Annotated in this window: 25 protein-coding genes; 9 read left to right on the top strand and 16 right to left on the bottom strand. The window is 63.4% G+C overall.

Features of this window, described 5'->3' with window-relative positions; genetic code table 11:
• Positions 1-15 precede the first annotated feature (15 nt).
• The 10 genes from HHL24_RS10030 to HHL24_RS09985 all read right to left on the bottom strand — a co-directional run bounded on the left by HHL24_RS10030 (position 16) and on the right by HHL24_RS09985 (position 8,878).
• On the bottom strand, positions 16-285 hold the full coding sequence (locus tag HHL24_RS10030; RefSeq protein WP_054035680.1) for a DUF493 family protein: 270 nt from the start codon (positions 283-285) through the stop codon (positions 16-18).
• Complete coding sequence (locus tag HHL24_RS10025; protein WP_169485350.1) at positions 257-1,213, bottom strand: D-amino acid aminotransferase; 957 nt, start codon at positions 1,211-1,213, stop codon at positions 257-259. The genes HHL24_RS10030 and HHL24_RS10025 overlap by 29 nt, the downstream gene beginning before the upstream one ends.
• 13 nt (positions 1,214-1,226) lie before the next feature.
• Positions 1,227-2,456, bottom strand: coding sequence for a D-alanyl-D-alanine carboxypeptidase family protein (locus HHL24_RS10020; RefSeq protein ID WP_169485349.1), 1,230 nt, complete (start codon positions 2,454-2,456; stop codon positions 1,227-1,229).
• A gap of 332 nt (positions 2,457-2,788) precedes the next feature.
• Positions 2,789-3,433 (bottom strand): alpha/beta hydrolase, encoded by a 645-nt coding sequence (locus tag HHL24_RS10015; protein ID WP_169485348.1) that lies wholly within the window; start codon positions 3,431-3,433, stop codon positions 2,789-2,791.
• Positions 3,434-3,441: 8 nt separating this feature from the next.
• Entirely contained in the window at positions 3,442-3,765 is a 324-nt protein-coding gene (locus tag HHL24_RS10010) for a (2Fe-2S) ferredoxin domain-containing protein (RefSeq protein ID WP_169485347.1), read from the bottom strand.
• Positions 3,766-4,028: 263 nt separating this feature from the next.
• Entirely contained in the window at positions 4,029-5,186 is a 1,158-nt protein-coding gene (locus HHL24_RS10005; protein WP_169485346.1) for a VanZ family protein, read from the bottom strand.
• A 31-nt stretch (positions 5,187-5,217) separates the two neighbouring features.
• The gene (locus HHL24_RS10000; RefSeq protein WP_169485345.1) at positions 5,218-5,844 is read right to left on the bottom strand and encodes an ABC-type transport auxiliary lipoprotein family protein; all 627 of its coding nucleotides are present in this window, start codon (positions 5,842-5,844) and stop codon (positions 5,218-5,220) included.
• A 34-nt stretch (positions 5,845-5,878) separates the two neighbouring features.
• Entirely contained in the window at positions 5,879-6,853 is a 975-nt protein-coding gene (locus tag HHL24_RS09995; RefSeq protein WP_169485344.1) for an MlaD family protein, read from the bottom strand.
• Between the two features lie 16 nt (positions 6,854-6,869).
• On the bottom strand, positions 6,870-7,748 hold the full coding sequence (locus HHL24_RS09990; RefSeq protein ID WP_169485343.1) for an ABC transporter ATP-binding protein: 879 nt from the start codon (positions 7,746-7,748) through the stop codon (positions 6,870-6,872).
• Complete coding sequence (locus HHL24_RS09985) at positions 7,745-8,878, bottom strand: MlaE family ABC transporter permease (RefSeq protein ID WP_169485342.1); 1,134 nt, start codon at positions 8,876-8,878, stop codon at positions 7,745-7,747. Before HHL24_RS09985 ends, HHL24_RS09990 begins: the two co-directional genes overlap by 4 nt.
• A gap of 106 nt (positions 8,879-8,984) precedes the next feature.
• Between HHL24_RS09985 and HHL24_RS09980 the strand changes: the two genes are divergently transcribed.
• From HHL24_RS09980 to HHL24_RS09970, 3 genes are read left to right on the top strand one after another with little or no spacing between them, the layout of a single operon-like run.
• Positions 8,985-9,890 carry a biotin--[acetyl-CoA-carboxylase] ligase gene (locus HHL24_RS09980; RefSeq protein ID WP_169485341.1) on the top strand — a complete coding sequence of 302 codons (906 nt, stop codon included), beginning with the start codon at positions 8,985-8,987 and terminating at the stop codon, positions 9,888-9,890.
• Positions 9,887-10,702 (top strand): type III pantothenate kinase, encoded by an 816-nt coding sequence (locus HHL24_RS09975; RefSeq protein ID WP_169485340.1) that lies wholly within the window; start codon positions 9,887-9,889, stop codon positions 10,700-10,702. Before HHL24_RS09980 ends, HHL24_RS09975 begins: the two co-directional genes overlap by 4 nt.
• A 53-nt stretch (positions 10,703-10,755) precedes the next feature.
• Positions 10,756-10,995, top strand: coding sequence for a hypothetical protein (locus HHL24_RS09970; RefSeq protein WP_169485339.1), 240 nt, complete (start codon positions 10,756-10,758; stop codon positions 10,993-10,995).
• A gap of 91 nt (positions 10,996-11,086) precedes the next feature.
• Here HHL24_RS09970 and rfaE2 read toward each other — a convergent pair whose 3' ends face one another.
• From rfaE2 to HHL24_RS09940, 6 genes are all read right to left on the bottom strand, one after another.
• A complete protein-coding gene (rfaE2, locus tag HHL24_RS09965) occupies positions 11,087-11,569 on the bottom strand; it encodes a D-glycero-beta-D-manno-heptose 1-phosphate adenylyltransferase (RefSeq protein ID WP_169485485.1) in 483 nt (160 codons plus the stop codon).
• Between the two features lie 176 nt (positions 11,570-11,745).
• Complete coding sequence (locus HHL24_RS09960) at positions 11,746-12,618, bottom strand: ferritin family protein (RefSeq protein ID WP_028198988.1); 873 nt, start codon at positions 12,616-12,618, stop codon at positions 11,746-11,748.
• Between the two features lie 585 nt (positions 12,619-13,203).
• Positions 13,204-14,016 (bottom strand): PhaM family polyhydroxyalkanoate granule multifunctional regulatory protein, encoded by an 813-nt coding sequence (locus HHL24_RS09955; RefSeq protein ID WP_169485338.1) that lies wholly within the window; start codon positions 14,014-14,016, stop codon positions 13,204-13,206.
• A 178-nt stretch (positions 14,017-14,194) separates the two neighbouring features.
• Entirely contained in the window at positions 14,195-15,091 is an 897-nt protein-coding gene (locus HHL24_RS09950; RefSeq protein ID WP_169485337.1) for an enoyl-CoA hydratase/isomerase family protein, read from the bottom strand.
• A 100-nt stretch (positions 15,092-15,191) separates the two neighbouring features.
• Positions 15,192-16,412 carry an ABC transporter substrate-binding protein gene (locus HHL24_RS09945; RefSeq protein ID WP_169485336.1) on the bottom strand — a complete coding sequence of 407 codons (1,221 nt, stop codon included), beginning with the start codon at positions 16,410-16,412 and terminating at the stop codon, positions 15,192-15,194.
• Positions 16,413-16,660: 248 nt separating this feature from the next.
• Positions 16,661-17,644, bottom strand: a complete 984-nt coding sequence (locus HHL24_RS09940) for a fumarylacetoacetate hydrolase family protein (RefSeq protein ID WP_169485335.1) — start codon at positions 17,642-17,644, stop codon at positions 16,661-16,663.
• A 413-nt stretch (positions 17,645-18,057) separates the two neighbouring features.
• Here HHL24_RS09940 and HHL24_RS09935 point away from each other — a divergent pair, with 413 nt between their 5' ends.
• The 6 genes from HHL24_RS09935 to metH all read left to right on the top strand — a co-directional run bounded on the left by HHL24_RS09935 (position 18,058) and on the right by metH (position 25,921).
• Complete coding sequence (locus HHL24_RS09935) at positions 18,058-18,945, top strand: IclR family transcriptional regulator (protein WP_169485334.1); 888 nt, start codon at positions 18,058-18,060, stop codon at positions 18,943-18,945.
• A 183-nt stretch (positions 18,946-19,128) separates the two neighbouring features.
• Positions 19,129-20,427 (top strand): DUF3108 domain-containing protein, encoded by a 1,299-nt coding sequence (locus HHL24_RS09930; protein WP_169485333.1) that lies wholly within the window; start codon positions 19,129-19,131, stop codon positions 20,425-20,427.
• A gap of 158 nt (positions 20,428-20,585) precedes the next feature.
• Positions 20,586-21,374, top strand: a complete 789-nt coding sequence (locus HHL24_RS09925) for an alpha/beta fold hydrolase (protein ID WP_169485332.1) — start codon at positions 20,586-20,588, stop codon at positions 21,372-21,374.
• A gap of 117 nt (positions 21,375-21,491) precedes the next feature.
• The gene (locus HHL24_RS09920) at positions 21,492-21,749 is read left to right on the top strand and encodes a BTH_I0359 family protein (RefSeq protein ID WP_120344435.1); all 258 of its coding nucleotides are present in this window, start codon (positions 21,492-21,494) and stop codon (positions 21,747-21,749) included.
• Between the two features lie 288 nt (positions 21,750-22,037).
• Positions 22,038-23,108, top strand: coding sequence for a homocysteine S-methyltransferase family protein (locus HHL24_RS09915; RefSeq protein ID WP_169485331.1), 1,071 nt, complete (start codon positions 22,038-22,040; stop codon positions 23,106-23,108).
• 95 nt (positions 23,109-23,203) lie between these two features.
• The gene (metH, locus tag HHL24_RS09910) at positions 23,204-25,921 is read left to right on the top strand and encodes a methionine synthase (RefSeq protein WP_169485330.1); all 2,718 of its coding nucleotides are present in this window, start codon (positions 23,204-23,206) and stop codon (positions 25,919-25,921) included.
• Positions 25,922-25,926: the final 5 nt, after the last annotated feature.

The following is a 25,926-nucleotide window of genomic DNA, read 5'->3' as shown; positions in this document are numbered from 1 at the left end:
TGCTCGGACAGTGCTTTAAAGCACCACCTTCACCATCGGATGGCCGGTGAGCGCGCGATAGATATCGTCGAGTTGCGCCTGGCTGGTGGCGCGCACCGTGACCGTCAAACCGGTGTAATTGCCGCCGCTGGACGGCCGCGTTTCCACGCGAGCCGGATCGACTTCGTTATCAAACTGCCGAACCACCGTGACAATCGTCTCGGCGAACTCGGGATGCGACTTGCCCATGATCTTGATGGGAAAGTCGCACGGAAACTCAAGCAATGATTCTTTCGCGGGATTCACTTTCTACTCCTTGCTGCGCTTCTTGCGCTTCCTTGGCCTTGGCACGCTGATAGGCCGCGTACAACGCTGCAAACACCGCGCCCGGCTTGCCGTCGCCAACCGGCTGGTCATCCAGTTGCGTGACCGGCAGCACTTCCTTGGTGGCGGAACTGACCAGAATCTCGTCAGCGGCACGCAACTCAGCTTCGGCGATCTCGCGCGCTTCGAAGCGGATGCCGCATTCGCTCGCCAGCTCTTCGATCAGACTGTAGCGAATCCCTTCGAGAATCTTGTGGCTGCGCGGCGGCGCGTACAACACGCCCTCCTTCACCATCCAGATATTCGAAGACGAACCTTCGGTCAGCATGCCGTCGCGAAACTGGATCGTCTCGAACGCGTCGTTTTCGGCGGCGTACTGCGCCATCAGAACATTGCCGAGCAGCGACACCGATTTGATGTCGCAATTGAGCCAGCGACGGTCTTCAGCGGTGACGCAGCGCACGCCCTGCGCGCGCTGTGCAGCGTCCGGCAGATTCAGCGGCGTGACCATCACAAACACGGTCGGCTGGATGCCGGCCGGGAACGCGTGGCCGCGCTTCGCGACGCCCCGCGTGATCTGAACGTAGGCAATCGCGTCCTGATTGGCGCGCAGGCCCGCGTCCGCCTCATTGGCCGCGACCACGCGTTCGATCAGCTCGCGCCAGCCGGCGTCGTCGAACGGATTGACGATGCCGATCTTGTCCAGCGAACGCGCGAGGCGCGCCAGATGATGCCTGAAGCGGAACGCCGTACGGCCGCTCGCATGCGGATACAAAGGCGCGACTTCGTAAATGCCGTCGCCGAAAATAAAGCCGCGGTCGAGAACCGGCACGCGCGCTTCGGACAAGGGCACCAGCTCGCCGTTCAGATAAACGATCGGATCAAGCGAAACATCGGAAACAGCGGTCATCGCAATCAGGCTCTTATTTCTTCTTGTTGAACATCAGCATCAGCGAATCCCACACGCGGCCAACCACGCCGGCTTGCGGCACGGCCTGCAGCGCGACGATCGGGAATTGCGCCAGCACCTTGCCATCGGCCACGAGCTTCGCCGTGCCGACCTGCTGACCGTTGGCGATCGGTGCGATCAGCGGATCGATCTGCTCGATCTGCGGCTTCACCTTGTCGCCCATGCCCTTCGGCACGGTGATGTACTGATCGCCCTTCACGCCGATCTGCACGGTGTCCTGCGCACCCTTGTAGACGCGCGGCGTGCCCACCACCTGATTCGCCTTGTACAGACGCACCGTGTCATACGCGGTGTAGCCGTAGTTCAGCATCTTCAGGGCGTCCTGCACGCGGTCGTGTTCCTTGGTCTCGCCCATCATCACCGCGACGAGACGACGCGAGCCGTCGGTCGTGCCCGGCAGCGAACGCTTCGCGCTGGCGATCAGGCAGTAGCCAGCCGCTTGCGTGTGGCCGGTCTTCAGACCATCCACCGTCGGGTCGATCCAGAGCAGACGGTTGCGGTTCGGCTGCTTGATCTTGTTGTACGTGAATTCCTTGACCGAGAAGATGTTGTAGTAGTCGGGGAAGTCACGAATCAGACGCGCCGACAGAATCGCGAGGTCGCCCGCCGTCGTGTAGTGCTGCGGGTCGGGCATACCGTTCACGTCAGCAAAATGCGTGTGCGTCATGCCGAGTTTCTGCGCTTCGGTGTTCATCATGTTGACGAACTGCGCTTCGCTACCGCCCACCAGTTCGGCCAGCGCGATCGCCGCGTCGTTACCCGACTGGATGATCATGCCGTACACCAGATCGTGCACAGTCACCGGCTTGTTCGCTTCGATGAACATGCGCGATTCGTCGGTGCGCACGCGGCGCACCGCTTCGCTCGGCTCAATCGTCTGGTCCATCGTGATCTTCTTCGTCTGCAGTGCTTCGAAGACGAGGTACGCGGTCATCAGCTTGGTCAGCGAGGCCGGTTCGGCGCGTTCGTCGGCGTTGCCCGAGGCGAGCACTTGATTGCTGGTGGCGTCGACGAGCACCCACGAACGCGCGTTCACCGCGGGCGGCGGCACTTGCGCGAACGCCGTGCTGGCAACAAGCGTTGCCGGCAGCACGATGCCGAGGGTCACGGCACGGCTAAGCGTATGGGGAACGAAAGAAGCAACTGACGGGAATGACGTGCGGCCGGAGATGGAGAAACGCATAGGGTCGATTCGTGCGGAAAAATACATCGCGCGCAGGGCGCATAGTTTGGAGGAGCCGGTCGGCGAGCGTCAGGCCGTAAAAACGGCGCGGCGCCCATTGGACTTCCGGCCACGCGATCGGTTCGCGCAGCACGCCTCGCATCCGGCACCGCTGCGCGCGAGAAAGAAGCTACGCGTCGCGCGAACTGCCGGGTGGGCGATGCTGCGCCCAAAAAAGAGCGCTCATTATACGCGCGCTATCCTGGTATCTTTGACCAAAGGGCGGCGATTAATTTGCGTTTGCACGTACCTGTACCCCGGAAAACACGCGCGGCGTGCCCCGCGTATGTCCCTTAGCGCCACGCGTCGACGATGATCCGCTTCAGGACATGCAGCTTGCGATGCAGAAAATGCTCTGCCCCCGGAATCACGACGACCGGCAATTCCTGCGGCCGCGCCCAGTCGTAAACTGACTGAATGGGAACTGTCTCGTCGGTTTCGCCGTGAATCACGAGCGTGTTTTCCGGCACCGGTGCGACTTCCCAACGGCTTGCCGCGGTGCCGACGAACACGATCCGCTCGATCGCCTGACCTTCTTCGCGCAGCTTCGCAGCCACGTGCGACAGCACGAAGGTGCCGAACGAAAAACCCGCCAGTACGAGGGGCAGATCGCCCTGCCCTGCCTGCGCGCGCATGTGGTCGAGCACGGCGCGAAGATCGTCACGCTCGCCGATGCCGGCGTCATGCTCGCCTTGCGTTTCGCCGACACCCCGGAAATTCGAGCGGTACGTCACGTAGTTCAACTGCACAAGCGTGCGCGCGAGCGTCTGCGCGACCTTGTTGTCCATTGTGCCGCCGAACAGCGGATGGGGGTGCGCGACCAGTGCGATGCCGCGCGGCGCGGCGCCGTTCTCGCGCATGTCGTCGGGCAGATCCAGTGCGACCTCGATCTTGCCGACCGGACCGTCGATCAGATACTTCTTCGTATGGATATTCATGGCGAGGCTTATTGATCGATTTTCAGACGCTCGACGATCTTGCCGTTCACAAGGTGTGAATCGACGATTTCATCGATATCGCTCTCGTCGACGTACGTGTACCAGACGCCTTCCGGATAAACGACGAGCGCCGGGCCGAGTTCGCAACGTTCGAGACAGCCGGCCTTGTTGATACGCACCTGGCCGGGGCCGGCAAGGCCGAGTTGCTTCACGCGTTTTTTCGCGTGTTCCTGCATCGTCTGCGCGTTGCAATTTGCGCAGCTCGGGCGCTCCGCGCCGGGATCGCGTTGATTGAGACAGAAGAAGACGTGGTACTTGTAGAAGGAATCCATGATGTCCGGGGGCGAGACTGTAAGAGTGGAGATGGCGCTGAAAGCGCCGCGGCGCGCCTGTTGTCCGGACGATTATAACGAGCGGGGCTGACGGTCGCTGAGCAGCGGACGGACGGCGGCTCGCGGCCCGGTCTGGTTTGCAGCGCGCATTCTGGCGTGCGCGCTGCGCGACTCAGTGCGTTCGCTGTGCGACTTGTTAGGCTGCGGGCTGCGTCGCCCTTGCGTCACGCATGGTTGGGCTGCGGGCCAGTGCCATCCCAGCTTCATGCGCGCTTCACGCGCCGCTTGAGCCACACCTGTTCGACGCGATAGGCGAGCCACACCAGCGCCGCATACGGCCAGATCCACGCGATCCAGTGCGCGAGGCCATTGAAGTGCAGATACCGGCCCTGGCGCCAGTCGGCCAGCACGGCATCGAAATACGGATTCACCGGCAGCAGATTGACGAACACCAGCGCCACCGTGAGCGCGCAGGCCGCGAGCGCCGCTCGCGACCTGCGCCGCAAGCGCAGCGCCAGTAGTGCCGCGACAGTGCCGCACACAAGCCCCGCCAGTGCGCCGGGTGTCGCCCAGTCGAACGCAAGGCCGGATTGCGACTGCAGAAAGGTCGCGCCCGCCTTGACGCACAAGGTCATGACGATAAACGCGAACAACAGGCGCACGAGCGGCGCATGGCGGCGCACCGGCAGCGAAGCCAGTGCGAGTGCGGCAAACAGATTGAGCGTGGTGATGACGGCTTCCCAGGCGTCGTCCGGCAGCCCGGCGGCAGCCAGCGCCGGCCACGCGCCGACGTGCCAGGCCATTGGCGTCCATGCGAGCAAGGCATCTTGCGTCGTCGAATCGAAACGCAGCCAAAGCTCGCGCGGCCAGTTACCGAGACCGAAGAGGCGCGGTGCCGGGTACATCGTCGCAAACGGCCACAAGGCGACGAGACACGCGAGCGCCGCCGTGTCGCGCTCGAACCAGAGAAGCCGCAAACGCCGCAGCAAGCCGCGATCGAGCAACGCGCCCGTGGCCGGCGACATGATCGCCGCGCCGAGCAGTGCGCCGAGCGCATTGGCAGCCAGATCGAGGTTGGAGGCAACGCGCGTCGGCAGATAGGTTTGCACCGCTTCCATCACGCTCGACAGCAATCCGCCGAGCACGAAGGCCAACGCGACCGCCAGCGTACCGCGCCAGCGCGGATACACCGCGAGCACCACCAGCGCGCCGAACGGCATATAGCCGAGCACGTTCATGACGACGTCGAACGCCGTCAGGTACTGCGGCATGGGATCGGACAGATAGGCAAACGGAGCGAGACCGAGCGAACGCCAGCCGGAAAACGGATACCACGAACCGTAGATTATCAGGGCCGTGTACAGCCCCAGCGCCTGCCGGGCAAGCGCCGATGGACGGCGCTGCCAGGGTTTAACGCTCATGCAGCGCTCCGTTCTTTGCGCTGCATGCCGGTCATTGCGCGGCGACCAGCGCCTGCACGCCGAGCCATGCGCCGATCTGCGCGACGAGATCGTCACTGGCCGCGGCGAGCGCCTGTGCGCCGCCGGCGGCGTCCGCCGAACTGGACGGCGCGCGCGCGATGAAAGTGCGCTGGCCGATCACCTTGCCGCCTTGCGTCAAAGTGGCGCGCGCGGTGACCGCGGCGTGGCTTTCCGATTGGCTATCGAAGACCTGTTCGAACTCGCTCAGATCGACCTTCAGCACTGGGGCGCGCACGCCGTCGGCGCCTGTCAGCACGGTGCCACGCGAACTGAGCGCACCGCGCAGACGCTGAGTCAGCAGTTGCGACGGCGCCATGGTCCAGTGGCTATTCGCATACGACGCTGTCTGCTGCGCGTCGGCGTAGCTGAGCCGGTAAATCAGCTTGTCGGACTCGAGCGTGTCGGGCGCGCTGACATCGAGCACCTTCACCGCCGGCAGCGGGCCGGCCGAGGCCGCCGGATTCGGCGGCCCGAGGTCGTAGCGGATGTCCGAGATTGCCGCGGGGTTACCGGCGCAGCCTGCAGCCAGCACGCCGAACGCGAGCAGCATCGCAAGCGCGGCGCCCGAGGACAACAATCGGTGAATCGAGCGTGACATAACCATATTCCTTCTTCAAAACCTTCAAATCATTTCATTGGGCAGCGTGCGCAGCGGCGCGGGCGGCGGGCCACGTGAAGCCAGCTTCGCCAGGGCCTGGCGCCGCACCCGGCGCACCGAACAGCACGCTGCGCGGATTGGTGCTGAACGTGTCGGCAGCGCGGTCCACCGAACGGGCCGCGGAGCGCACGTCTTCGGCAAGTGAATTGACCCGCGGCAGCGTGTCGTAACCGACGCGCGCCGACAACTCCTGTATCGAACTGTCCATCGACACCAACGCGTCGCCCGCTTGCTGCGCCGCCGTCCCGACCTTGTTCAGGTTGGTCTCGAACGGCCCGTCCGGGCGGTTCAGACTGGTGATCAACTGATTGGTCGACGCCAGCGTGCGATCCAGCTCGTTGAGCGTGGCGGGCAACTTGCCCGTGACCGGCGCCATCTGCTGGGTCAGCGTGGCGACGCCGTCGGCGGCCTTCTGAATGCTCGCCGCCGTGCCCTGCAACTGGCTGACCATTTCCGGCGACAACAGATTGTCGACGTCGTCTGTGACTCTCTCGAGTTTGCGCAGCAAGACGTCGCCGCGCTGCTGCAACTGATCAAGCAAGCCCGGACGCATCGGCAATTGCGCCACCTCTTTCGCTGACGACGCGAGCGGCGTCGGATCGCGCCCATTGTCATCCAGCTGGATGAAGGCGATACCCGTCACGCCCTGGAACCCGAGGCTGCCGAACGTGGAGTGCGTAATCGGCGCGTGCGTATCGACGAGGATGCGGATCAGAATCTGTCCGGGATGATCCCGATCGAATTTGATCGACTGCACCTTGCCGACGTCAAGCCCGCGATAGCGCACCGCCGCGTCGGTATACAAGCCGGTCACGTTGGTGCGCGCAATCAGATCGTACGGCACTCGCACGGAACGGTCGACGTTGAACAAAAAAGCCGCCACTGCGATTGCAGCCAGCAAGGCCACCGTGAAGAGCCCTGCCCAGAAGGCATGTGATTTGTTTTCCATTGTCAGGTTCCCTGGTTCACAGCGGCAATTCGGACGATGCCGACTCGAGTGCCGCGCGTGGCAATTTCGCGCGGCGTTCCGGCGGCAGCGCCTGCAGCGCGCGACGCCCGCGCAGGCCGAGGAAATATTCGCGGATAAATGGATGATCGACGCCCGCCGCCTCTTCGACCGGCGCCGCGACCAGCACCTTGCGATCCGCCAGCACGGCGACGCGGGTGGACAGCGCGATCATCGTGTCGAGATCGTGCGTGACCATCACCACCGTCAGACCGAGCGCGCGATGCAGCGCGGAAATCAGTTCGACGAATTCGTCGGACGCCTGCGGATCGAGGCCGGCGGTCGGTTCGTCGAGAAACAGCAGCTCGGGCTCGAGCGCGATGGCGCGCGCAATACCCACGCGCTTGATCATCCCGCCCGAGAGCGCCGACGGCATCTTCGACGCATGCTTGCACGGCAGGCCGACCATCTCGAGCTTGAGCATCACGATGTCGCGCAGCAGGTCTTCAGGCACCTTGCCGAGTTCGCGCAACGGCTGCGCGATGTTGTCGAACACCGAGAGCGACGAGAACAGCGCGCCGCGCTGAAACAGCATCCCGGAGCGGCTGCGCATAAGCAGCGCGGCTTCAGGCGAAATAGTGGCAATGTCCTCATCGAACAGCTTGATGGTTCCCGACGACGGCCGCTCCAGCCCAAGAATCTGCCGCACCAGTGTGGTCTTGCCCGAGCCCGACCCGCCGACGATCGAGACGATCTCGCCGCGCCGCACGTCGAAATTCAGATGCTGATGCACGATGTTGCGGCCGTAGCGCTTGGTGATGTCGATCACTTCGATCACCGGCTCGGCGATCTCGGGCATCGGTTGGCCGCGCACGGCCTGGGTGAGTGGCGCGATCATCCTAGCCCCACGTTCTGGAAGAGGATCGCGAACACCGCGTCCGCGAGAATTACGATAGTGATCGAGGTCACCACCGAGGTCGTCGTGCCTTCGCCGAGGCTTTGCGAATTCGCCTTGATACGGAAGCCGAAATGACAGCCGACGATCGCGATCAGCATACCGAACGCGACGCCCTTGCCCAGGCCGATCCACAAATTGGCGACCGGCACGACGCTCGGCAATGCGCGCGCGAAGTAGCTCATGTCGATGCCGAGCACGATCTTCGCGGCGAGCGCGCCACCGGTCAACGCGATGATGTTGGTCCACATCACGAGGAGCGGCATGGCCACGCCGAGCGCGACCACGCGCGGCAGGATCAGCCGCAGGCCATGCGGGATGCCCATCACGCGCATGGCGTCGAGTTCTTCGGTGACGCGCATGACGCCGATCTGCGCGGTAATCGCCGAGCCCGAGCGGCCCGCCACCAGAATCGCCGACAGCACCGGCCCCAGTTCGCGAATCACCGACAGCCCAAGAATATTGACAATGTACTGATTCGCGCCAAAAAGCCGCAGTTGTTGCGCCGACAGATAGCTCAACACAATGCCGATCAGGAACGCGACCAGCGCGGTGATCGGCAACGCCTTGGTGCCGGCGTTATAGACGTTCGCGGAGATTTCGGTCCACGGCGTGATCTTCGGTTTGCGCAGGATCGCGAACAGATCGATCACAACCTGTCCAAGCATGCCGAATCCACCGTACAGGTGCTCGAAAAACGAGAAGATCGCGAGACCCAGCCGGGTGAACGGGTCGAACTTGACCACCGGCTCGGCCTTTTCGCGCACCGTGTCGAGCAGTGCAATGCGCTCGAAAATATCGCGTTGCGTATCGGTGAGCGTAGTGTCCGGAGGCATCTTGTGGCCCCACACGCGCCACAGTGCCTGACCGCCCACATGGTCCATCCGGTCGATACGCGACAGGTCCCACTGCCGGATGCCTTCAGCGCCGACCAGCGAGCGCAACAGCGGGATCACGTGGCCGGTGGCCTTGTCGCGTGCGAGCGCGAGCGCCGTCCACTGGCCCGAAAGCCGGACGATCTTGCCTTGGCTGCCTGCCGCGACTTCGAGGCCGGGCGGAGTGTCGTAGTTCAAGGATCGCTGCAATCTGGTTATCGGATTAAGGGCCATTGTAACGAAGGCGTGGCGGATGGACCGTGCTCGCGGGCTCACAGCGTTCGCTGTCGCTACAATATGAGACATGAACGCCTCCAAGACCCCACCCCAAGCCGCTGCGGCTCCCGACTGGCGCATCGACCGCGAGCGCGCCGTCGCGCTATTCGGTCCGCACGCGCAAGACTGGCCGATTGAAATCGTCGAGGAAACCGGCTCGACCAACGCCGACCTGATGACGCGCGTCAAAGCATTGCCGCGCAAAGCCGGCGCGCTGCCGCGGCCGATCGTGCGGGTCGCGTATCTGCAAACCGCGGGCCGCGGCCGCCGTGGCCGCCCGTGGTATGCGGAGCCGGGCAATGCGCTGCTGTTTTCGGTGGCGTGCGTGCTGCCGCGCCCGCTCGAAGGGCTGGCAGGCTTGAGCCTCGCGGTGGGCGTGGCGCTGGTCGACGGGCTGCGCTCCTTGCCGGTCGCAGGCCCCGGACAGATCGCACTGAAGTGGCCCAATGACGTCCTGCTCGAAGGCGACAAGCTGGCCGGCATCCTGATCGAAACCGCGTGGAGCACGGATGACGCGAGCGCTGTGGTGATCGGTATCGGCACCAATGTGAAGGGCGCGGACGAGCTCGCCGCCAAGGTCGGCGCGCTGAACGCGGACGTGCCGGCGCAAGCGCGCGGCACCGTGCCGACCGCGCTGCAACGCGCGCTGCCGAATGCGAACCTCACCGATACGCTGGCGGCGGAACTGAGCGCGCTCGAACCCGCGTTGCAGCGCTTCGGCGCGGAAGGCTTCGCGCCGTTCCAGGCGCGCTGGAACGCCGTGCACGCCTACGCTGGCCGCGAAGTCGTGCTACTGGAGCAAGGTCAAGAGCTGGCGCGCGGCGTGGCGGCGGGCGTCGACGAGCGCGGGCAACTGCTGCTCAACACGGCGGCAGGCCGTCTGAGCGTGGCGACCGGTGACGTCTCGCTGCGTCTGGCCGACGGTGCTGCATGACGAGCGGCGCGCCTTGTCTGTTGATCGATGCAGGCAATAGCCGCATCAAGTGGGCGCTGGTGCAGCCAGACGGCAAGCCAATCGCAGCCGGCGCACTTGCCCACGGCGGCGCTGACCAACCTGACTGGTCGAATTTGCCGGCACCGGGCGGCGCATGGTTATCGAACGTCGCTGGCGAAAGTGTCGCGACGCGGATTGACGCACTACTCGACGCCCGCTGGCCGCAACTGCCGCGCACGACGATCCGCGCCTGCGCGCAGCAATGCGGTGTGACCAATAGCTACACAACGCCGCATGCGCTCGGCAGCGATCGTTGGGCCGGCCTGATTGGCGCGCACGCGGCGTTTCCCGGCGAGAATCTGCTCATTGCGACGTTCGGCACGGCGACCACGCTCGAAGCGTTGCGTGCGGACGGCTGCTTTGTCGGCGGCCTGATTGCGCCAGGCTGGACCTTGATGATGCGCTCGCTAGGCGAGCACACGGCGCAATTGCCGACGCTCGACGCCAACGCGGCGCGCGGCTTGCTCGACGCGGACGCCACGGCTGACCGCGATCGCCACGGCCCGTTCTTCGCGACCGATACGCCGCGCTCGTTGTCGGCCGGTTGCACGTTGGCGCAAGCCGGTTTGATCGAGCGCATGTGGCGTGACTTGCAGGACGAATGGCAGGTGCCGGTGCGTCTGGTGGTGAGCGGCGGCGCCGTGGACGAAGTGACAAGTGCGCTAAAAGTGCCGCATACTCGCCACGATTCGCTGGTGCTGTCGGGGCTTGCACTGATTGCTGCCGAACGCGCGATGGAACGCGACGCCTGAGTCGCGGCCATACGGATAGCGGTGGCTGAACTTATCGACGGGGAATACTAACGATGCTGCGCTGGCTGATCGCCATATTGTTTCTTGCCAACATGCTGGCATTCGTCGCGATGCGCGGCGTATTCGGCCCGACGCCCACAGCCGGCAGCCGCGAGCCGAACCACCTTAATCGCCAGTTCCGTGCGGAGTCGTTGAAGGTGCAACCCGTCACGGCAGCCGAAGCGGCCGACCAGGCGGTCGTAGGCGGTCCGGCGCCAGCGGCGCCGATAGCGGCATCGGCACTGCCTCAGTAACGAAGCGGCGGCTGGCGCTAGAAGTAGCGCCGGGCCCCAGCGTTGCGCTCAGCTTCGGCGAAGAGAAGAAAGCGGCGCCCGGACAAACGCATCACCCTTGCGCGCGAACCTTCTTCAATAACGCAGTGGTCGAGCGCTCATGCTCGAAGGGAATCGCCACAGCCTTGCCGCCCCATCCCCGCACAATGGCTGATTCGGGCAAAGCATCCATGTCGTAGTCGCCGCCTTTGACGAGCACGTCCGGCTGCAGCGCGGAAATCAGCTCCACGGGCGTCTTCTCGCCAAAGCAAACCACGTAATCGACACTCTCCAGCGCCGCCAGCAAAGCCATCCGATCGGCCTCGTTATTGATCGGCCGGTCATCCCCCTTGCCTAGCATGCGCACTGAAGCATCGCTATTGACGCCGACAATCAGGCAAGCGCCGAGCGCTTTGGCGTCGGCAAGATAAGTCACATGCCCGCGATGCAGGATGTCGAACACGCCGTTGGTAAATACAACCGGCGTGGGCATCGAAGCGCGAAGCTTCACCAGCGCATCGCGCGTAAAAATCTTGCGTTCAAAAGTGGCGGCCATGACGGAGTCGCAAAGAAAAAAAGAAGTGCCGCCACGATACACGGCGAACGGCATGAAGCAAAACGGCCCAGCAAGCTCTCGCCTGCCGGGCCATTCCTGAAACCTTAAACCAGTTCGCGGCGCTAGCGCCGAGTCCTAATCAAGCTCGCAGACTCGAGCCCGCGAACCTGAACCCATCAAGCCGGCTGTTCAGCCGATTTCTGATCGGCCTGCAGGCGCGCGACGACTTCCTTGCGATAACGGTTCAATTCCTGCGCCGTATTGAACGTGCGCTCGAACAGAATCGACAGGTTGTGCAGAATCCGCTCGACCACTTTCTTTTCCCAGCCGTCGTCGAAACGGATTTGTTCGTCGAGCCAGCGCTCGAGCCATTCCGGATCGGGCAGACGCGATTGAATCGTGTCGCGCGGGAACAGAGCCTGATTCACGTGCAGATTGGTCGGGTGCAGCGGCTTTTCCGTGCGGCGCGCCGACGCCATCAGGACGCCAATCTTGGCGAACGCAGCACGCGCGATGTCGCCGGTCTGCACCATCGCCTTCTTCATGTAGCGCAGATACGCGCCGCCATGACGCGCTTCGTCGCGCGAAATGGTTTCGTAGATGGCTTTGATGACCGGCTCGGTGTGCCATTCGGCAGCACGGCGATACCAGTGATTCAGGCGGATTTCGCCGCAGAAGTGCAGCATCAGCGTTTCGAGCGGCGGCGCCGGATCGAATTCGAAGCGCACCGCATGCAGTTCTTCTTCGGTCGGGCACATTTCCGGCTTGAAGCGGCGCAGATATTCCATCAGCACCAGCGAATGCTTCTGTTCTTCAAAGAACCACACGCTCATGAACGCGGAGAAATCGCTGTCGTGATGGTTGTCACGGAGGAACATTTCCGTAGCGGGCAACGCTGACCATTCGGTGATCGCGTTCATCTTGATCGTCGCGGCCTGCTCGTCGGTCAATAGCGATGCATCGAACTTGTCCCAGGGAATGTCTTTCTCCATGTCCCATCGAACGGATTCGAGCGATTTATAAAGTTCCGGATAAAGCATGGTGTTCATAGTCCCACCCCTGTTCTGCGCATACTGTCTGTGTCTGTAACTACTACGTGTAGTACTTTTGCTGATGACGAACGAAACGCACCGTTTTGTACGCCGTTTATCGGCCAAGCATTCAATTTTACGCGGTAATCGGCCGCCTAGATGCACCGGGCAGCAAAGAAGTCCGGCGTTTGCGCGGCGCGGCTAACCAGAAGTTACGCGCTACGCGGCCAACCGTGGGTGAGGGATACCCTATGCCTGAGGTCGAGCCAGTTTGCGATGAATCCGCACTGTCCAGCCCTGCGCCGGGGATACCGGCGGCGAATGGAGCAAGGGCGGCTGGATTGGTTGTTTTCAGCGCACGCCCAAAAGCCAAACAAATCTTACACAATGATAGCACGCTGACTTTACGGATCCCGTGCACAAGCAGGCGCAATTCCGGTGCCTGATTGACCTCTCTCAATAAACGACCCGATTCGCGGAGTGTGGCTGACGATCGGGGTCAAAAGCATGACAGGCGGCGAATTCGCTTCGTTTTGCACCGCCGGTCCGCCGGGCTTTGCGCCGTCGTCGCATGGGTCGCGCCGCCCAACGTCACTTCTGCCGTTAAATGGACTTTTTCGTCGTTCGCGGAGCGGCGCCCGAACTGCCTGCGCGCTTCGCGGCCGTTGCAGTTGACGATGCAGTTGACGTCGCTGCCCGCTTCGCTGCCGGCTGTTTGGTTGCGTGCCCTGCGTCTGCGGCGGCCTCATCCGGCGCATCAGCTGCGTCCGTTGCCGATGCCGAAGCGCCCGTTGCTCCCGGCGAATCCGTCGCCGAACCGCCTGATGCGGCGGCTGCCGCAGCTGGCTGCGTCATCGCAAACTGGGCGATCTGATTGAACTGCGACTGCAGCAGATTCCACCAGGCGGAGGCGTCGAACGACGGCGTTGCGGCGGCCTCGCCTTCGTCGGTTGCCGGCTCGGCGGCGGCCGATGATCTCGCACTGGCCGCAGCCGAAGCAGCCTCCGGATGCGGCCACCCGGTCGGCGCTGGGCTCGGCGCAGCAGCTGCGGAAGCCGGCTGCGCCATCGACGACTGCGCAAACGCGCCGAACGCACGCAGCGTCGCCAGCGTGGCGCGCTGCACTTCAAGCGCCTGTATGGCGGACTGCAGCATGTTCAGATTCAGCTTGAGCCACTGCTCGACCGCGCGCATATCGGTGATGCGTTTGTCGAGTTCTTCGACGTTGGTCAGCGGCGCCATCATGTCGGACATCATCGACAGCGACGGCCCGAGGCTGCTGCCTGCCTGCGCGCCGGAAAACGCCGAGCCGAACGGCGAGAGACGCATCATGCCCCACATCTGTTCGAGCATTTCAGCGGGCGGAAAACCGGGAAAGCCGGGAAAGGGCGGCGTGGTGCCAGGTGTATCGGTCATGCTTGTCGCCTCGCTGCATAAAGGGAAGGAAATAGCGCCATCCCGCGCGCGTTTGATTCGATCATACCGCGCGCGGCGCCGCGAACCGCGCTTAGTTTGGGCTGCTGTTTGCCCGACTCGCGCTGCACCTCAAGTGCCGACCGGCGGGGCTTTGCGCAATACGCGCCGGCCTCCGGCTTCAGGAACGCTCACCGCCCGAGCCGCTGCTGCCCGGCGTGTGCCGCGGCTGCCCGCTCCACGGGTCAGCGCCGCCAAAATCCGGCGCACGCCGTTCGCGCAGCGAGTTCACGCCTTCGCGCACATCCGGCCCGGCGAAACCCATGAATTCCAGTGCCAGCGACGTATCGAACGCAGGCCCCGCCGAGCGCAGCCAGTTGTTCAGCGCGTACTTGGTCCAACGAATCGCCGTTTGCGAGCCGTTGGCCAGTTTTTGCGCGACTTCGAATGCTTTGGGCCGCAGATCGTTTTCGTCGACGGCGAGCGACACGAGGCCGATCCGCTCCGCCTCCTCGCCGCTCACCGGCTCGCACAGCAGCAGGTAATACTTGGCCTTCGCCATGCCGCACAGGAGCGGCCAGACGATGGCCGCGTGATCGCCGGCGGCCACGCCCAAGCGCGTATGACCATCGATAATGCGCGCCGACTTCGTCGCAATCGAGATATCGGCGAGCAGCCCGGCCACCAGCCCCGCGCCGACCGCCGGCCCGTGCATCGCCGAAACGATCGGCTTGCTGCAATTGATCACGTTGTAGACCAGATCGCGCGCCTCGCGCCACACGCGTGCGCGGACATCGAAATCGGTCGCCATGTCTTCGACCAGTTGCAGGTCGCCACCGGCCGAAAAGCCCTTGCCCTCGCCGCGAATGATCGCGACACGCGTGTCGGGATCCCGATCGATATCGCGCCAGATTTCGGCGAGCTCGAAGTGCATCCGCGCGTTAGCGGTGGCAAGCCCGCTTTTGTTCGCGCCCTCGCCGCTCATCACGATTTCGAGCACGCCGTGCGGGTGGCGATGCAATTGCAGCGACTGGTAGTGCGCGTAAAACGCGTCGTTACTGTGTGGTGCTTGAGACATGGTGAGCAATCCGTCTATCGGTACATCCATTGAAACCGTAACCCTAAGGGCACATGTCGCGCTTTACCAGTGCAAACCTCAGCGCAAACCCAGCGCAATTTCATTGCGGCTGATAAACCCACTTCGCATTCTTGATTTCGACCATCACGCGTGCCCGTTGATCGAGTCCGAGGTGATCCGTGGCGCTCATGTTGACCACGCCGTTGGTATCCGCGAGACCGCGCGTCGCTTCCAGCGCATCGCGCAACGCACGGCGAAATTCCGGTGTGCCGGGCGCAGCTGCTTTAAGCGCGATCGGTACCGCGTGGCTGAGTAGCATGCCGGCATCCCACGTGTACGAACCGAACGCCGACACGCTGCCCGGTCCGCGCAATGCCTCGAAGCGCGCGATGTAGTCGAGCGCGAGACGTTTGGCCGGATGGTCCGCCGGCAATTGCGCGGCGACCAGCACCGGGCTCGCGGGCAGGAACGTGCCGTTGCAATCGGCGCCGCACACGCGCAGGAAGTCGTTATTGCCAACCCCGTGATTGTGATAGATCAGCCCTTTGTAGCCCCGCTCCCTGAGCGTCTTCGGCGGCAGCGCGGCGGGCGTGCCGGCCGCGCCGACCACCACCGCATCCGGATGGGTCGCGAGGATCTTCAGGACCTGGCCGGTCACGCTCGGATCGGTACGGTTGAAGCGCTCGCTCGCCACCACGTTGATGTGATGCAGTTGCGCGAACTTTGCAACTTCGGTGTAGAACGTTTCGCCGAGCGCGTCGGCCTGGCCGATGAAAGCGATCGTTTTGACGCCATGCGTACTCGCATGTTCGGCGATCGCCGAAGCCATCATCGCGTCGGTCTGCGGGGTCTTGAATACCCAGTGGCGTTTTGCATCCACGGGTTCGATGATTTTCGCCGACGAGGCCAGCGAAATCATCGGTGTTTCGCCATCGGCAACCACATCGATCATCGAGAGCGAATTCGGCGTGATCGACGAGCCAATGATCGCGTCGACGTGATTCTCGGAGATCAGCTTCTTGGTGTCCTGCACAGCCTGCGTGGTGTCGGACGCGTCGTCGAGCACGATGTATTCGACGCTCTGGCCGCCGATCTGTTTTGGCAGCAGCGTGGCAGTATCGCGCGCGGGAATACCGAGTGACGCAGCCGGTCCGGTCAGCGACAGCACGAGGCCGATCTTCACCTGTGCGAGGGCGATGGCGGGTAGCGCGGCACATAGCGCGGCGGCAAGACGGGCGAGCCCATGCCGCGATGGTGTTGCGCGCACGCTCGATGCGCGAGCGCGCTGGGTTCCTCGTTCAAAGGATTCAAATCGCGGCATGCTGTCTCCTCACGTCGGTTTTTCGTTTTGATGTACCGCCGATGTGCTGCTTGTGCCCTGCTCACGTGCGGGTGCGGGTTCATTTCGTGTTGGTTTCGCAATCAACTGACAGCCGCTACCCCGAGGCCGCCGTCGCGCCAGTCAGTGTAGCGGCGCGTGCTGGCATCGGCATCGGGCGAAACCCTTTCGCAGACGCCAAAGCGCGTGCGGACGCGCCTTGATGCCGCGTACCGCGCAAAACCGGCGCCTTAATCCAGCGGCGCGATGCCCTGATCGATCGAACCAAAAATCGACTTGCCTGCTTCGTCAAACATCTCGATCTTCACGGTATCGCCGAACTTCATGAACTCGGTTTGCGGCGCGCCGTGCTCGATAGTCTCGAGACAACGCTTCTCGGCAATACAGCAATAGCCGCGCTTCGCGTCCTTGTTCGACACCGTGCCCGAACCGACAATCGCGCCGGCGCGCAGGTTGCGCGTTTTCGCCGCGTGCGAGATCAGTTGGCCGAAGTGGAACACCATGTCGGTGCCGGCATCAGGCTGGCCGACCTTTTTGTTGTTCCAGTGGACGATCATCGGCCGGTGCAGGCGCCCTTCGCGCCAGCTCTCGCCGAGTTCGTCGAGCGTCACCGCCACCGGCGCGAACGACGTGGCCGGCTTGCTCTGGAAAAAGCCGAAGCCCTTCGCGAGTTCGGCGGGAATCAGATTGCGCAATGAGACGTCGTTGACGAGCGTCACCAGACGCACGCTCCTGAGCGCCTGATCGGGGGTCGCGCCCATCGGCACGTCGATGGTGATCACGGCGACTTCCGCTTCGAAGTCGATGCCGAATTCTTCAGATGCGCACAGCACATCGTCTTTCGGGCCGATGAAGTCGTCGCTGCCGCCCTGGTACATCAGCGGATCGGTCCAGAATTCCGGCGGCATTTCCGCGCCACGCGCGCGGCGCACCAACTCTACATGGTTCACGTACGACGAACCGTCGGCCCACTGGAACGCGCGCGGCAGCGGCGCCATGCATTCCCTGGCGTCGAACGGGAAGGTGTTGCGCGCCCGGCCCTGATTGAGCGCGTCGTACAGGTCCTGCAGTTGCGGCGCGTAGAAGGTCCAGTCGTCGAGCACGCGCTGCATGGTGGGCGCGATCGCGTCGGCGACGGCCGCGGTGTGCAGGTCGCGGGACACGACGATCAGCTGACCGTCGCGCGTGCCGTCCTTCAGCGTGGCAAGTTTCATAGAGGAGTGAACCGTTAGTGACGATAGAAGGAATCTATTCTACGATGGTGAATCGGCGCGGCCCAAGTGCCATTGCCCGGCGACGGTTTGCACAACATTGCGGCACGGCTGCCGGACCCGACTTCAAGGACCGGCTGCCAGGCGTGGTTGCTGGGCCTCGTTGCTGGGCCTCGTTGCTGGGCCTCGTTGCTGGGCCTCGTTGCTGGGCCTCGTTGCTGGGCCTCGTTGCTGGGCCTCGTTGCTGGGCCTCGTTGCTGGGCCTCGTTGCTGGGCCTCGTTGCTGGGCCTCGTTGTCAGGCCGCCTGTCAGGCCTTGTCGCCGGGTCAACTGCAAGCTCAATTGCCGCGCTCGGCCGGAAACCGCGTCCAACTCCGTTCCCACTGTCTTTTAAACGCGCTCCATGCGCCTCGCTCATGCCTCCAATTGCCCGCGCCGGCGCGATCCGTACCGACACCGACTCCGCTGACCCGCTCGAAGCGCCCGAATCCGACGACGAAAGCGTCGAGACGGGCGAAGAAAAGCTGCGCTCCGGCATCCAGTCGATCGAAGTCGGTTTCAGATTGCTCGAGGTGCTGACCCACGAACCGCGCGCGATGATGCTGCGCGATCTGGCGCAGCGTGCGGGCATGAGCCCTGCGAAAGCGCACCGCTATCTGGTGAGTTTCCTGCGCCTCGGTGTCGTGGCGCAGGATCCGTTGTCGGGACGTTACGAACTGGGCGGGTTCGCGTTGCAATTGGGACTCGCGCGGCTTGCCCGTGTCGATGGCGTGAAGCTCGCGCGCATAGCGCTCGCCGAACTGCGCGACCGGCTCGATCTGACGGTGGGCATCGCGGTGTGGGGCAATCAGGGGCCGACGATGGTCCACTGGATGGAATCGAGTCATCCGGCCAAGGCGTCGCTCAAGCTCGGCGACGTGATGCCGCTGCTCAGTTCCGCCACCGGTCTGCTGTTCGCCGCCTATCTGCCGTCGAGCAAAACCGCCGCAATGCTGGAGCGCGAACTGGCCGATTCGCGCCGCTCCTCGCACATGAGCGGCCCGCGCACGCGGGAAGAGGTCGAACGGGTGCTGGCGGAAGTGCGGCAGCACGAAGCGGCGCGTGTGGAAGGCATGTTGCTGCCGACCATCCACGCGTTCTGCATGCCGGTGTTCGACTCTACCGGCGATCTCGCGCTCGGCCTGATCGCGCTCGGTCATGAAGGCGCGTTCGATATCCGCTGGGGCGGCGAGATCGACACGGCGCTGCGCGAATGTGCGCAAAAGCTCTCGTACGAGCTGGGTTATAGTGCGGCGCCACGCTGACGCGCCGAGTCGAGTCGAGTCGAGTCGAGTCGACTCGAGGAACATCGTTCGCCGGTGAGCGGTCGAAACCGTTCGCTGCCTGTGGAGCCCCCAGGCTCGGCGGCGTTTAATGTTGCCGCCTCGCAGGAACCCTGCGCGCCCCCGCCTATCCGTTACTGACCGCCTGTACGAATTCATTCGCCAATGTCCTCACCATCCACCACGCGCCACGCTGATCGCACGCCGCCCGCCCGGCCGCGCATCGGTTTGCGCGCGTTGCGATGGGTTGCGGTTCTGCTGGTAGTGGCCGTCCTGCACTGGATTGCCGCGCAGTGGGTCGAACGCAATCGCGCGACGCTGAATTCATCGGACAACGAGCATGTCCCCGTGCAGGTCGCCCTGCTGACGCCTGAACGCATCGAGCGCAAACCAGCCGCCGCGCCTCAAGCGGCAGCGCAGGCTCCGGCGCGCAAGGCAGCCGCGAGCAAGCCGCGCGAGCATGTGTTGACGGCGATGCAGCCGCGAGCGGAAGCACCCGCGGTTGCGTCTGCCACGGCTGCATCGGATGCAGCGGCGAGCGCATCGGCCGCGGCAAGCAGCGCCAACACGAAAGCCGATGCAAATAGCACGGCCAGCGCCCCCACCGCCGCCAGCGCGCCTCAAGCTTCACCCGGCGTGAAATTCTCCGTTCCGCCATCCGGCGAACTGCAGTACGACACGTTCTACAACGGCGTGCGCAACCAGCCCGGCACGATCCACTGGAGCAGCAACGCGCAAAGCTACGAGATGGTCGTCTCCGTGCCACTGCCGTTCGTCGGCACGTTCGTGTATTCGAGCCATGGCCGCATCGACGCTTTCGGCCTCGCACCAGATCAATACGTCGAAAAGCGCGGCCGTCGCCCGGAAGACGTGGCGATCTTCAATCGCACCGACAAAAAGATCGCCTTCACACGTACTCCCGCCACGCTGCCGCTACCCGACGGCGCGCAAGACCGTTTCAGCATGGTGATGCAGCTTGCCAGCCTCGTGCGCGGCGACCCTGCCGCCTACAAGCCGGGCGTGACGCGGCAATTCTTCGTGGTCGATAACGACAGCGGCGAGAACTGGCCCGTCGAAACGATCGGCGACGAGACGATCCGCACCGAGCAGGGTTACCTCGAGACGCGCCACTTCAAACGCTTGCCTCGCCATGACGGCGATCTACGCCGCATCGACGTATGGCTCGCGCCGTCGCTCGGCTGGCTGCCCGCGCGAATCATGCAGACCGAGCCGAACGGCACGCAATTCGAACTGGTGTGGCGCGGCAAGCTCAATGCCGAAGGCGCCGGCAGTCCGGCCAACAGCACCGGCGGCTCTGGTGGCGTCGATAGCGGCAACAATACTTCCCCTGACAATCCAGCAGACGAATCGCCCGCCGCCAACGCACCCGCAATGACGCCCGAAACCGCCCCCGCTTCACCGGTCGACTCGACGGTTCCGGGCAACCTGCCCAAAAAGCCCTGAATCCGAGTAGGGTCTCGAACAGGTCGCTGAAACTTCCGCGACGGGGCTCACTCGCATATTGAACTGCAACCGTTCGCGCGGCCGCTTCGTATGTATAGTGAAGGCGGGAGAAGCGCGCAAACGGCTCTTTCCACTGCGTTCCCCTCCAAGGAGCCCGCATGCAAGTGAAAATCAACGGCATCGAGACGCGCTATGTGCTGAGCAATGAGGGCGGCGGCCCGTGGCTGACGTTCATCCATCAGCTCGGTGGCGATCTGTCTGTTTGGGACCAACTCGCCGGCTATTTCCGCGACAACTACACCGTGTTGCGCTACGACCTGCGCGGCCACGGCAAAACTGCGGTATCGGGCGAGCCTTTCGGCGTTGCCGATCTGTCCCGCGATCTCGCCGCGCTGCTCGATGTGCTCGGCGCACCCACCACCCATCTTGTCGGCATGTCGATGGGCGGCATGATCGCGCAGCAATTCGCACTCGACTACCCATCGCGCATCGACACCTTGACGATTGCCGACACCACAGCCGGCACGCCGCCCGAAGGCCGCGCGGTATGGGATCAACGCGCGGCGGCGGCGCGCAAGGACGGTATGGCATCACTCGTGCCCGCGACATTGAGCCGCTGGCTGACGCCCGATTTTCAGGCCGCGCATCCCGAAGCGGTCGAGCAGATCCAGGAGGTGCTGACCCATACGTTGCCAGAAGGCTACGCAATGGCATGCGAAGCCCTGCGCGATTTCGATCTACGCGGTAAGCTGGGAACAGTACGTCGCCCGACGTTGGCCGTGGCGGGCCGCCACGATACGGGCACACCGCCTGCTGCAACGCAGGCAATAGCAGACGCCATCGAAGGCGCACAGTTCGAACTGCTCGATGCCGCTCATCTTGCGCCCATCGAGCAATCTCACCGTTTTGCTGCACTGCTTGAAACGTTTCTTGAGAAGCCGGTCTAACCGGTAGGTTCGGAGCTTTACAAGCGTCAATCCGGACCCACCCCTTGAATTCCACACCACAAGCTCCACCTATGGCGCAGGAATGGCCAGGAGCCAACGGAAATAAGGAGTGTCGCCATGCAAATGATCTACAACAGCCCCAACTATTGTGTCGTCGAGTTTCCGCCGCAGGAAGGCCCGCTGGCCATGAAATCAGGAGGCTACGAGATCGTGGACAAGAACATGCAGCGCGAAATCTACATAGACGGTGCAATGGCGGCGAGTTTCCGCGAGCACGTCCAAAAGCTGATCGAAGAGGAGCCGTCGTTGGATGAGGTAGACGAATTCCTTGGACAATTCGACAGCCTGATGCATCAACCGGTGATTCTTCACTAACTGAAGGGTTTGACGGAACGGTTTGGCGACAACCATCGACCGCGCCGACCGGCATAGCCGGCGGCCTTTATAAGGCGGTCAGCAGTCATCACGCGGCCCAGCAGGCTTTCACCTGACTGGGCCGTTTTGTTTCCGCCGTTTTGTTTCCGCCGTTTTGTTCCGCTGCGACCGCAGCCACCATTGCCGCGGCACGGCGCACCCGCTCGTCCGCCCGTGCCCGGCGGAACCGCCCCGCAGCGGCTACAATGACAGGTTTCCTGAAAAAACCGGCGCAAGCCCTCGTCCGCCATGAACCAGCCTGCTCAAACCGTCACGCCAGTCCGTCCCGACGCCGCCTATACGCGCGGCACGGCGCTGCCCGCGTTGCTCAAGTCGCGCATCCTGATTCTGGACGGCGCCATGGGCACAATGATCCAGCGCTACAAGCTCGACGAAGCCCGCTATCGCGGCGAGCGCTTCAAGGACTACGGGCGCGACATCAAGGGCAACAACGAGTTGCTGTCGATCACGCAGCCGCAGATCATCGCCGAGATTCACGAGCAATATCTCGCGGCGGGTGCGGACATCATCGAGACCAACACGTTCGGCGCCACCACGGTGGCGCAGGCCGACTACGGGATGGAAGACCTCGCCATCGAGATGAATCTCGAATCGGCGAAGCTGGCGCGCGCCGCCTGCGACAAATATTCGACGCTCGACAAGCCGCGCTTTGTCGCCGGCGCGATTGGGCCGACGCCGAAGACGGCAAGCATTTCCCCTGACGTAAACGATCCGGGCGCACGCAACGTGACGTTCGACGAACTGCGCGCGGCGTACTACGAGCAGGCGAAGGCGTTGCTGGACGGCGGCTGCGATCTGTTCCTCGTCGAAACGATCTTCGACACGCTCAATGCAAAGGCCGCGCTGTTCGCGCTGGACGAGCTGTTCGAAAACACCGGCGAACGCCTGCCGATCATGATCTCGGGCACCGTCACCGATGCATCGGGCCGGATTCTCTCGGGACAGACCGTCGAGGCCTTCTGGAACTCGCTGCGTCACGCCAAGCCGCTCACCTTCGGTTTGAACTGCGCGCTGGGCGCCGCGCTGATGCGCCCGTACATCGCCGAACTGGCGAAGCTGTGCGACACCTATGTGTCGTGCTATCCGAACGCCGGTTTGCCGAATCCGATGAGCGATACGGGCTTTGACGAATTGCCGGCGGATACGTCGGGATTGCTGAAGGAGTTCGCGCAGGCAGGCCTCGTAAATATCGCCGGCGGCTGCTGCGGCACAACGCCGGAGCATATTGCGGCGATTGCCAAGGCGCTGGCTGAAGTCAAGCCGCGCCAATGGCCGACTCAATACCGCGACGCAGCCTGAGTCCGGCGGCTCGCCCTCGCGCCGCCGCTCTTTCGCTATCGAATCCGACGCACGTAACCGTACGTAATCGCACGCAACCGAACCGCACCTACGCCATGACCGATCACACCATGCGCCTTTCCGGCCTCGAGCCGTTCAACGTCACGTCCGGGACGCTCTTCATCAACGTCGGTGAGCGCACCAACGTGACCGGCTCGAAGGCGTTCGCGCGAATGATCCTGAACGACCAGTTTGACGACGCGATCGCGGTCGCGCGGCAGCAGGTCGAAAACGGCGCGCAGATCATCGACGTCAACATGGACGAGGCCATGCTCGATTCGAAAGCGGCGATGGTCCGCTTCATGAATCTGATCGCGTCGGAGCCGGACATCGCGCGCGTGCCGATCATGATCGACTCGTCGAAGTGGGACGTGATCGAAGCCGGTCTGAAGTGCGTACAAGGCAAGGCGATCGTCAATTCGATCTCGCTGAAGGAAGGCGAAGAAGCGTTCCGTCATCACGCGAACCTGATTCGCCGTTATGGCGCAGCCACCGTGGTGATGGCCTTCGACGAGCAGGGCCAGGCCGATACGTTCGAACGCAAGACGCAGATCTGCAAGCGCTCCTACAATTTCCTCGTGAACGAAGTCGGCTTCCCGCCGGAAGACATCATCTTCGATCCGAACATCTTCGCGATCGCAACCGGCATCGAAGAACACAACAACTACGCCGTCGACTTTATCAACGCCACGCGCTGGATCAAGGAAAACCTGCCGTACGCGAAGATCAGCGGCGGCGTTTCGAACGTGTCGTTCTCGTTCCGCGGCAACGATCCGGTGCGCGAGGCGATCCACACCGTGTTCCTCTATCACGCGATTCAGGCGGGGATGGACATGGGCATCGTCAACGCGGGGCAGCTCGGCGTGTATGCCGATCTCGATCCGGAGTTGCGCGAGCGTGTTGAAGACGTCGTTCTGAATCGTCGTGAAGACGGCACCGATCGTCTGCTGGAAATCGCCGACAAGTTCAAGACCGGCGCCGCGAAGAAGGAAGAGAACCTCGAATGGCGTAACCAGCCCGTTGAGAAGCGCCTGTCGCATGCGCTGGTGCACGGCATCACCAACTTCATTGTCGAAGACACCGAGGAAGTGCGCGCGCAGATCGCCGCAGCCGGCGGCCGTCCGATCAACGTGATCGAAGGCCCGCTGATGGACGGCATGAACATCGTCGGCGACCTGTTCGGTCAGGGCAAGATGTTCCTGCCGCAAGTCGTGAAGTCGGCCCGTGTGATGAAGCAGGCCGTCGCGCATCTGATCCCGTACATCGAAGAAGAAAAGAAGCTGCTCGCCGAAGCCGGCGCCGACGTGCGCGCGAAGGGCAAGATCGTCATCGCCACGGTGAAGGGCGACGTGCACGACATCGGCAAGAACATCGTTTCGGTGGTGCTTCAGTGCAATAACTTCGAAGTGGTCAACATGGGCGTGATGGTGTCGTGCAACGACATTCTCGCCAAAGCAAAGGTCGAGGGCGCGGACATCATCGGCTTGTCCGGCTTGATTACGCCGAGCCTCGAAGAGATGGCCTACGTCGCCTCGGAAATGCAGCGCGACGACTACTTCCGTATCAAGAAGATTCCGCTGCTGATCGGCGGCGCGACCACCTCGCGCGTGCATACCGCCGTGAAGATCGCACCGCATTACGAAGGCCCGGTGGTGTACGTGCCGGACGCTTCGCGCTCGGTCTCCGTGGCATCGAGCCTGCTGTCCGACGAAGGCGCAGCCAAATACGTGGACGACCTGAAAGCCGACTACGACCGTATCCGCGTTCAGCACGCCAACAAGAAAGCCCTGCCCATGGTCACGCTCGCCGAAGCCCGCGCGAACAAGACGAAGATCGATTGGGCTGGCTACCAGCCGGTCAAGCCGAAGTTCATCGGCCGCCGCGTGTTCAAGAACTTCGATCTGAACGAGCTGGCGAACTACATCGACTGGGGTCCGTTCTTCCAGACCTGGGACCTGGCCGGCCCGTACCCGGCAATCCTGAACGACGAGATCGTCGGCGAATCGGCCCGCCGCGTCTTCTCGGACGGCAAGTCGATGCTCGCGCGCCTGATCCAGGGCCGCTGGCTGCAGGCTAACGGCGTGATCGCGCTGCTGCCGGCCAATACGGTGAACGACGACGACATCGAAATCTACACGGACGAATCGCGCTCGGAAGTTGCGCTCACGTGGCGCAACCTGCGCCAGCAAAGCGTACGGCCGGTGGTAGACGGCGTGATGCGCCCCAACCGTTCGCTTGCCGACTTCATCGCGCCGAAGGATTCGGGCGTGGCCGACTACATCGGCATGTTCGCGGTCACGGCCGGCTTGGGCGTGGACGTGAAGGAAAAGCAGTTCGAAAAGGATAACGACGACTACAGCGCGATCATGCTGAAGGCGCTCGCCGACCGCTTCGCCGAAGCCTTTGCGGAAGCGTTGCATGCCCGCGTGCGCCGCGATCTGTGGGGCTACGCGAACGCCGAAACCCTCTCCAACGAGGACCTGATCGCTGAAAAGTACCACGGTATTCGCCCGGCGCCGGGCTACCCGGCCTGCCCGGACCACCTCGTGAAACGCGACATGTTCGAGGTGCTGCAAGCCCCTGAAATCGGCATGAGCGTGACCGAATCGCTGGCCATGCTGCCGGCGGCCAGCGTCTCCGGCTTCTATCTCGCCCACCCGGACAGCACCTATTTCTCGGTCGGCAAGATCGGCCAAGACCAGCTGGAAGACTACGCAAAGCGCATGTCGTTGTCGAAAACAGACGCCGAGCGGGCTCTCGCGCCTTTGCTGTAAGCCTT

Source organism: Paraburkholderia polaris, assembly GCF_012927345.1.
Classification (GTDB): Bacteria; Pseudomonadota; Gammaproteobacteria; order Burkholderiales; family Burkholderiaceae; genus Paraburkholderia; species Paraburkholderia polaris.
The sequence above is the reverse complement of the archived record's forward strand: the minus strand, read 5'-3'. Positions and strand labels throughout refer to the sequence as shown.

Bases quoted from the DNA above. Each gene is read 5' to 3' on its own strand.
- HHL24_RS09945 (WP_169485336.1), bottom strand. From the start codon at position 16,412: ATGCCGCGATTTGAATCCTTTGAACGAGGAACCCAGCGCGCTCGCGCA.
- HHL24_RS09950 (WP_169485337.1), bottom strand. From the start codon at position 15,091: ATGTCTCAAGCACCACACAGTAACGACGCGTTTTACGCGCACTACCAG.
- HHL24_RS09925 (WP_169485332.1), top strand. From the start codon at position 20,586: ATGCAAGTGAAAATCAACGGCATCGAGACGCGCTATGTGCTGAGCAAT.
- HHL24_RS09980 (WP_169485341.1), top strand. From the start codon at position 8,985: ATGAACGCCTCCAAGACCCCACCCCAAGCCGCTGCGGCTCCCGACTGG.
- rfaE2 (WP_169485485.1), bottom strand. From the start codon at position 11,569: ATGGCCGCCACTTTTGAACGCAAGATTTTTACGCGCGATGCGCTGGTG.
- HHL24_RS09920 (WP_120344435.1), top strand. From the start codon at position 21,492: ATGCAAATGATCTACAACAGCCCCAACTATTGTGTCGTCGAGTTTCCG.
- metH (WP_169485330.1), top strand. From the start codon at position 23,204: ATGACCGATCACACCATGCGCCTTTCCGGCCTCGAGCCGTTCAACGTC.
- HHL24_RS09940 (WP_169485335.1), bottom strand. From the start codon at position 17,644: ATGAAACTTGCCACGCTGAAGGACGGCACGCGCGACGGTCAGCTGATC.
- HHL24_RS09915 (WP_169485331.1), top strand. From the start codon at position 22,038: ATGAACCAGCCTGCTCAAACCGTCACGCCAGTCCGTCCCGACGCCGCC.
- HHL24_RS09955 (WP_169485338.1), bottom strand. From the start codon at position 14,016: ATGACCGATACACCTGGCACCACGCCGCCCTTTCCCGGCTTTCCCGGT.
- HHL24_RS10020 (WP_169485349.1), bottom strand. From the start codon at position 2,456: ATGCGTTTCTCCATCTCCGGCCGCACGTCATTCCCGTCAGTTGCTTCT.
- HHL24_RS09975 (WP_169485340.1), top strand. From the start codon at position 9,887: ATGACGAGCGGCGCGCCTTGTCTGTTGATCGATGCAGGCAATAGCCGC.
- HHL24_RS09970 (WP_169485339.1), top strand. From the start codon at position 10,756: ATGCTGCGCTGGCTGATCGCCATATTGTTTCTTGCCAACATGCTGGCA.
- HHL24_RS09935 (WP_169485334.1), top strand. From the start codon at position 18,058: ATGCCTCCAATTGCCCGCGCCGGCGCGATCCGTACCGACACCGACTCC.
- HHL24_RS09930 (WP_169485333.1), top strand. From the start codon at position 19,129: ATGTCCTCACCATCCACCACGCGCCACGCTGATCGCACGCCGCCCGCC.
- HHL24_RS09990 (WP_169485343.1), bottom strand. From the start codon at position 7,748: ATGATCGCGCCACTCACCCAGGCCGTGCGCGGCCAACCGATGCCCGAG.
- HHL24_RS10015 (WP_169485348.1), bottom strand. From the start codon at position 3,433: ATGAATATCCATACGAAGAAGTATCTGATCGACGGTCCGGTCGGCAAG.
- HHL24_RS09960 (WP_028198988.1), bottom strand. From the start codon at position 12,618: ATGAACACCATGCTTTATCCGGAACTTTATAAATCGCTCGAATCCGTT.
- HHL24_RS10005 (WP_169485346.1), bottom strand. From the start codon at position 5,186: ATGAGCGTTAAACCCTGGCAGCGCCGTCCATCGGCGCTTGCCCGGCAG.
- HHL24_RS10000 (WP_169485345.1), bottom strand. From the start codon at position 5,844: ATGTCACGCTCGATTCACCGATTGTTGTCCTCGGGCGCCGCGCTTGCG.
- HHL24_RS10025 (WP_169485350.1), bottom strand. From the start codon at position 1,213: ATGACCGCTGTTTCCGATGTTTCGCTTGATCCGATCGTTTATCTGAAC.
- HHL24_RS10010 (WP_169485347.1), bottom strand. From the start codon at position 3,765: ATGGATTCCTTCTACAAGTACCACGTCTTCTTCTGTCTCAATCAACGC.
- HHL24_RS09995 (WP_169485344.1), bottom strand. From the start codon at position 6,853: ATGGAAAACAAATCACATGCCTTCTGGGCAGGGCTCTTCACGGTGGCC.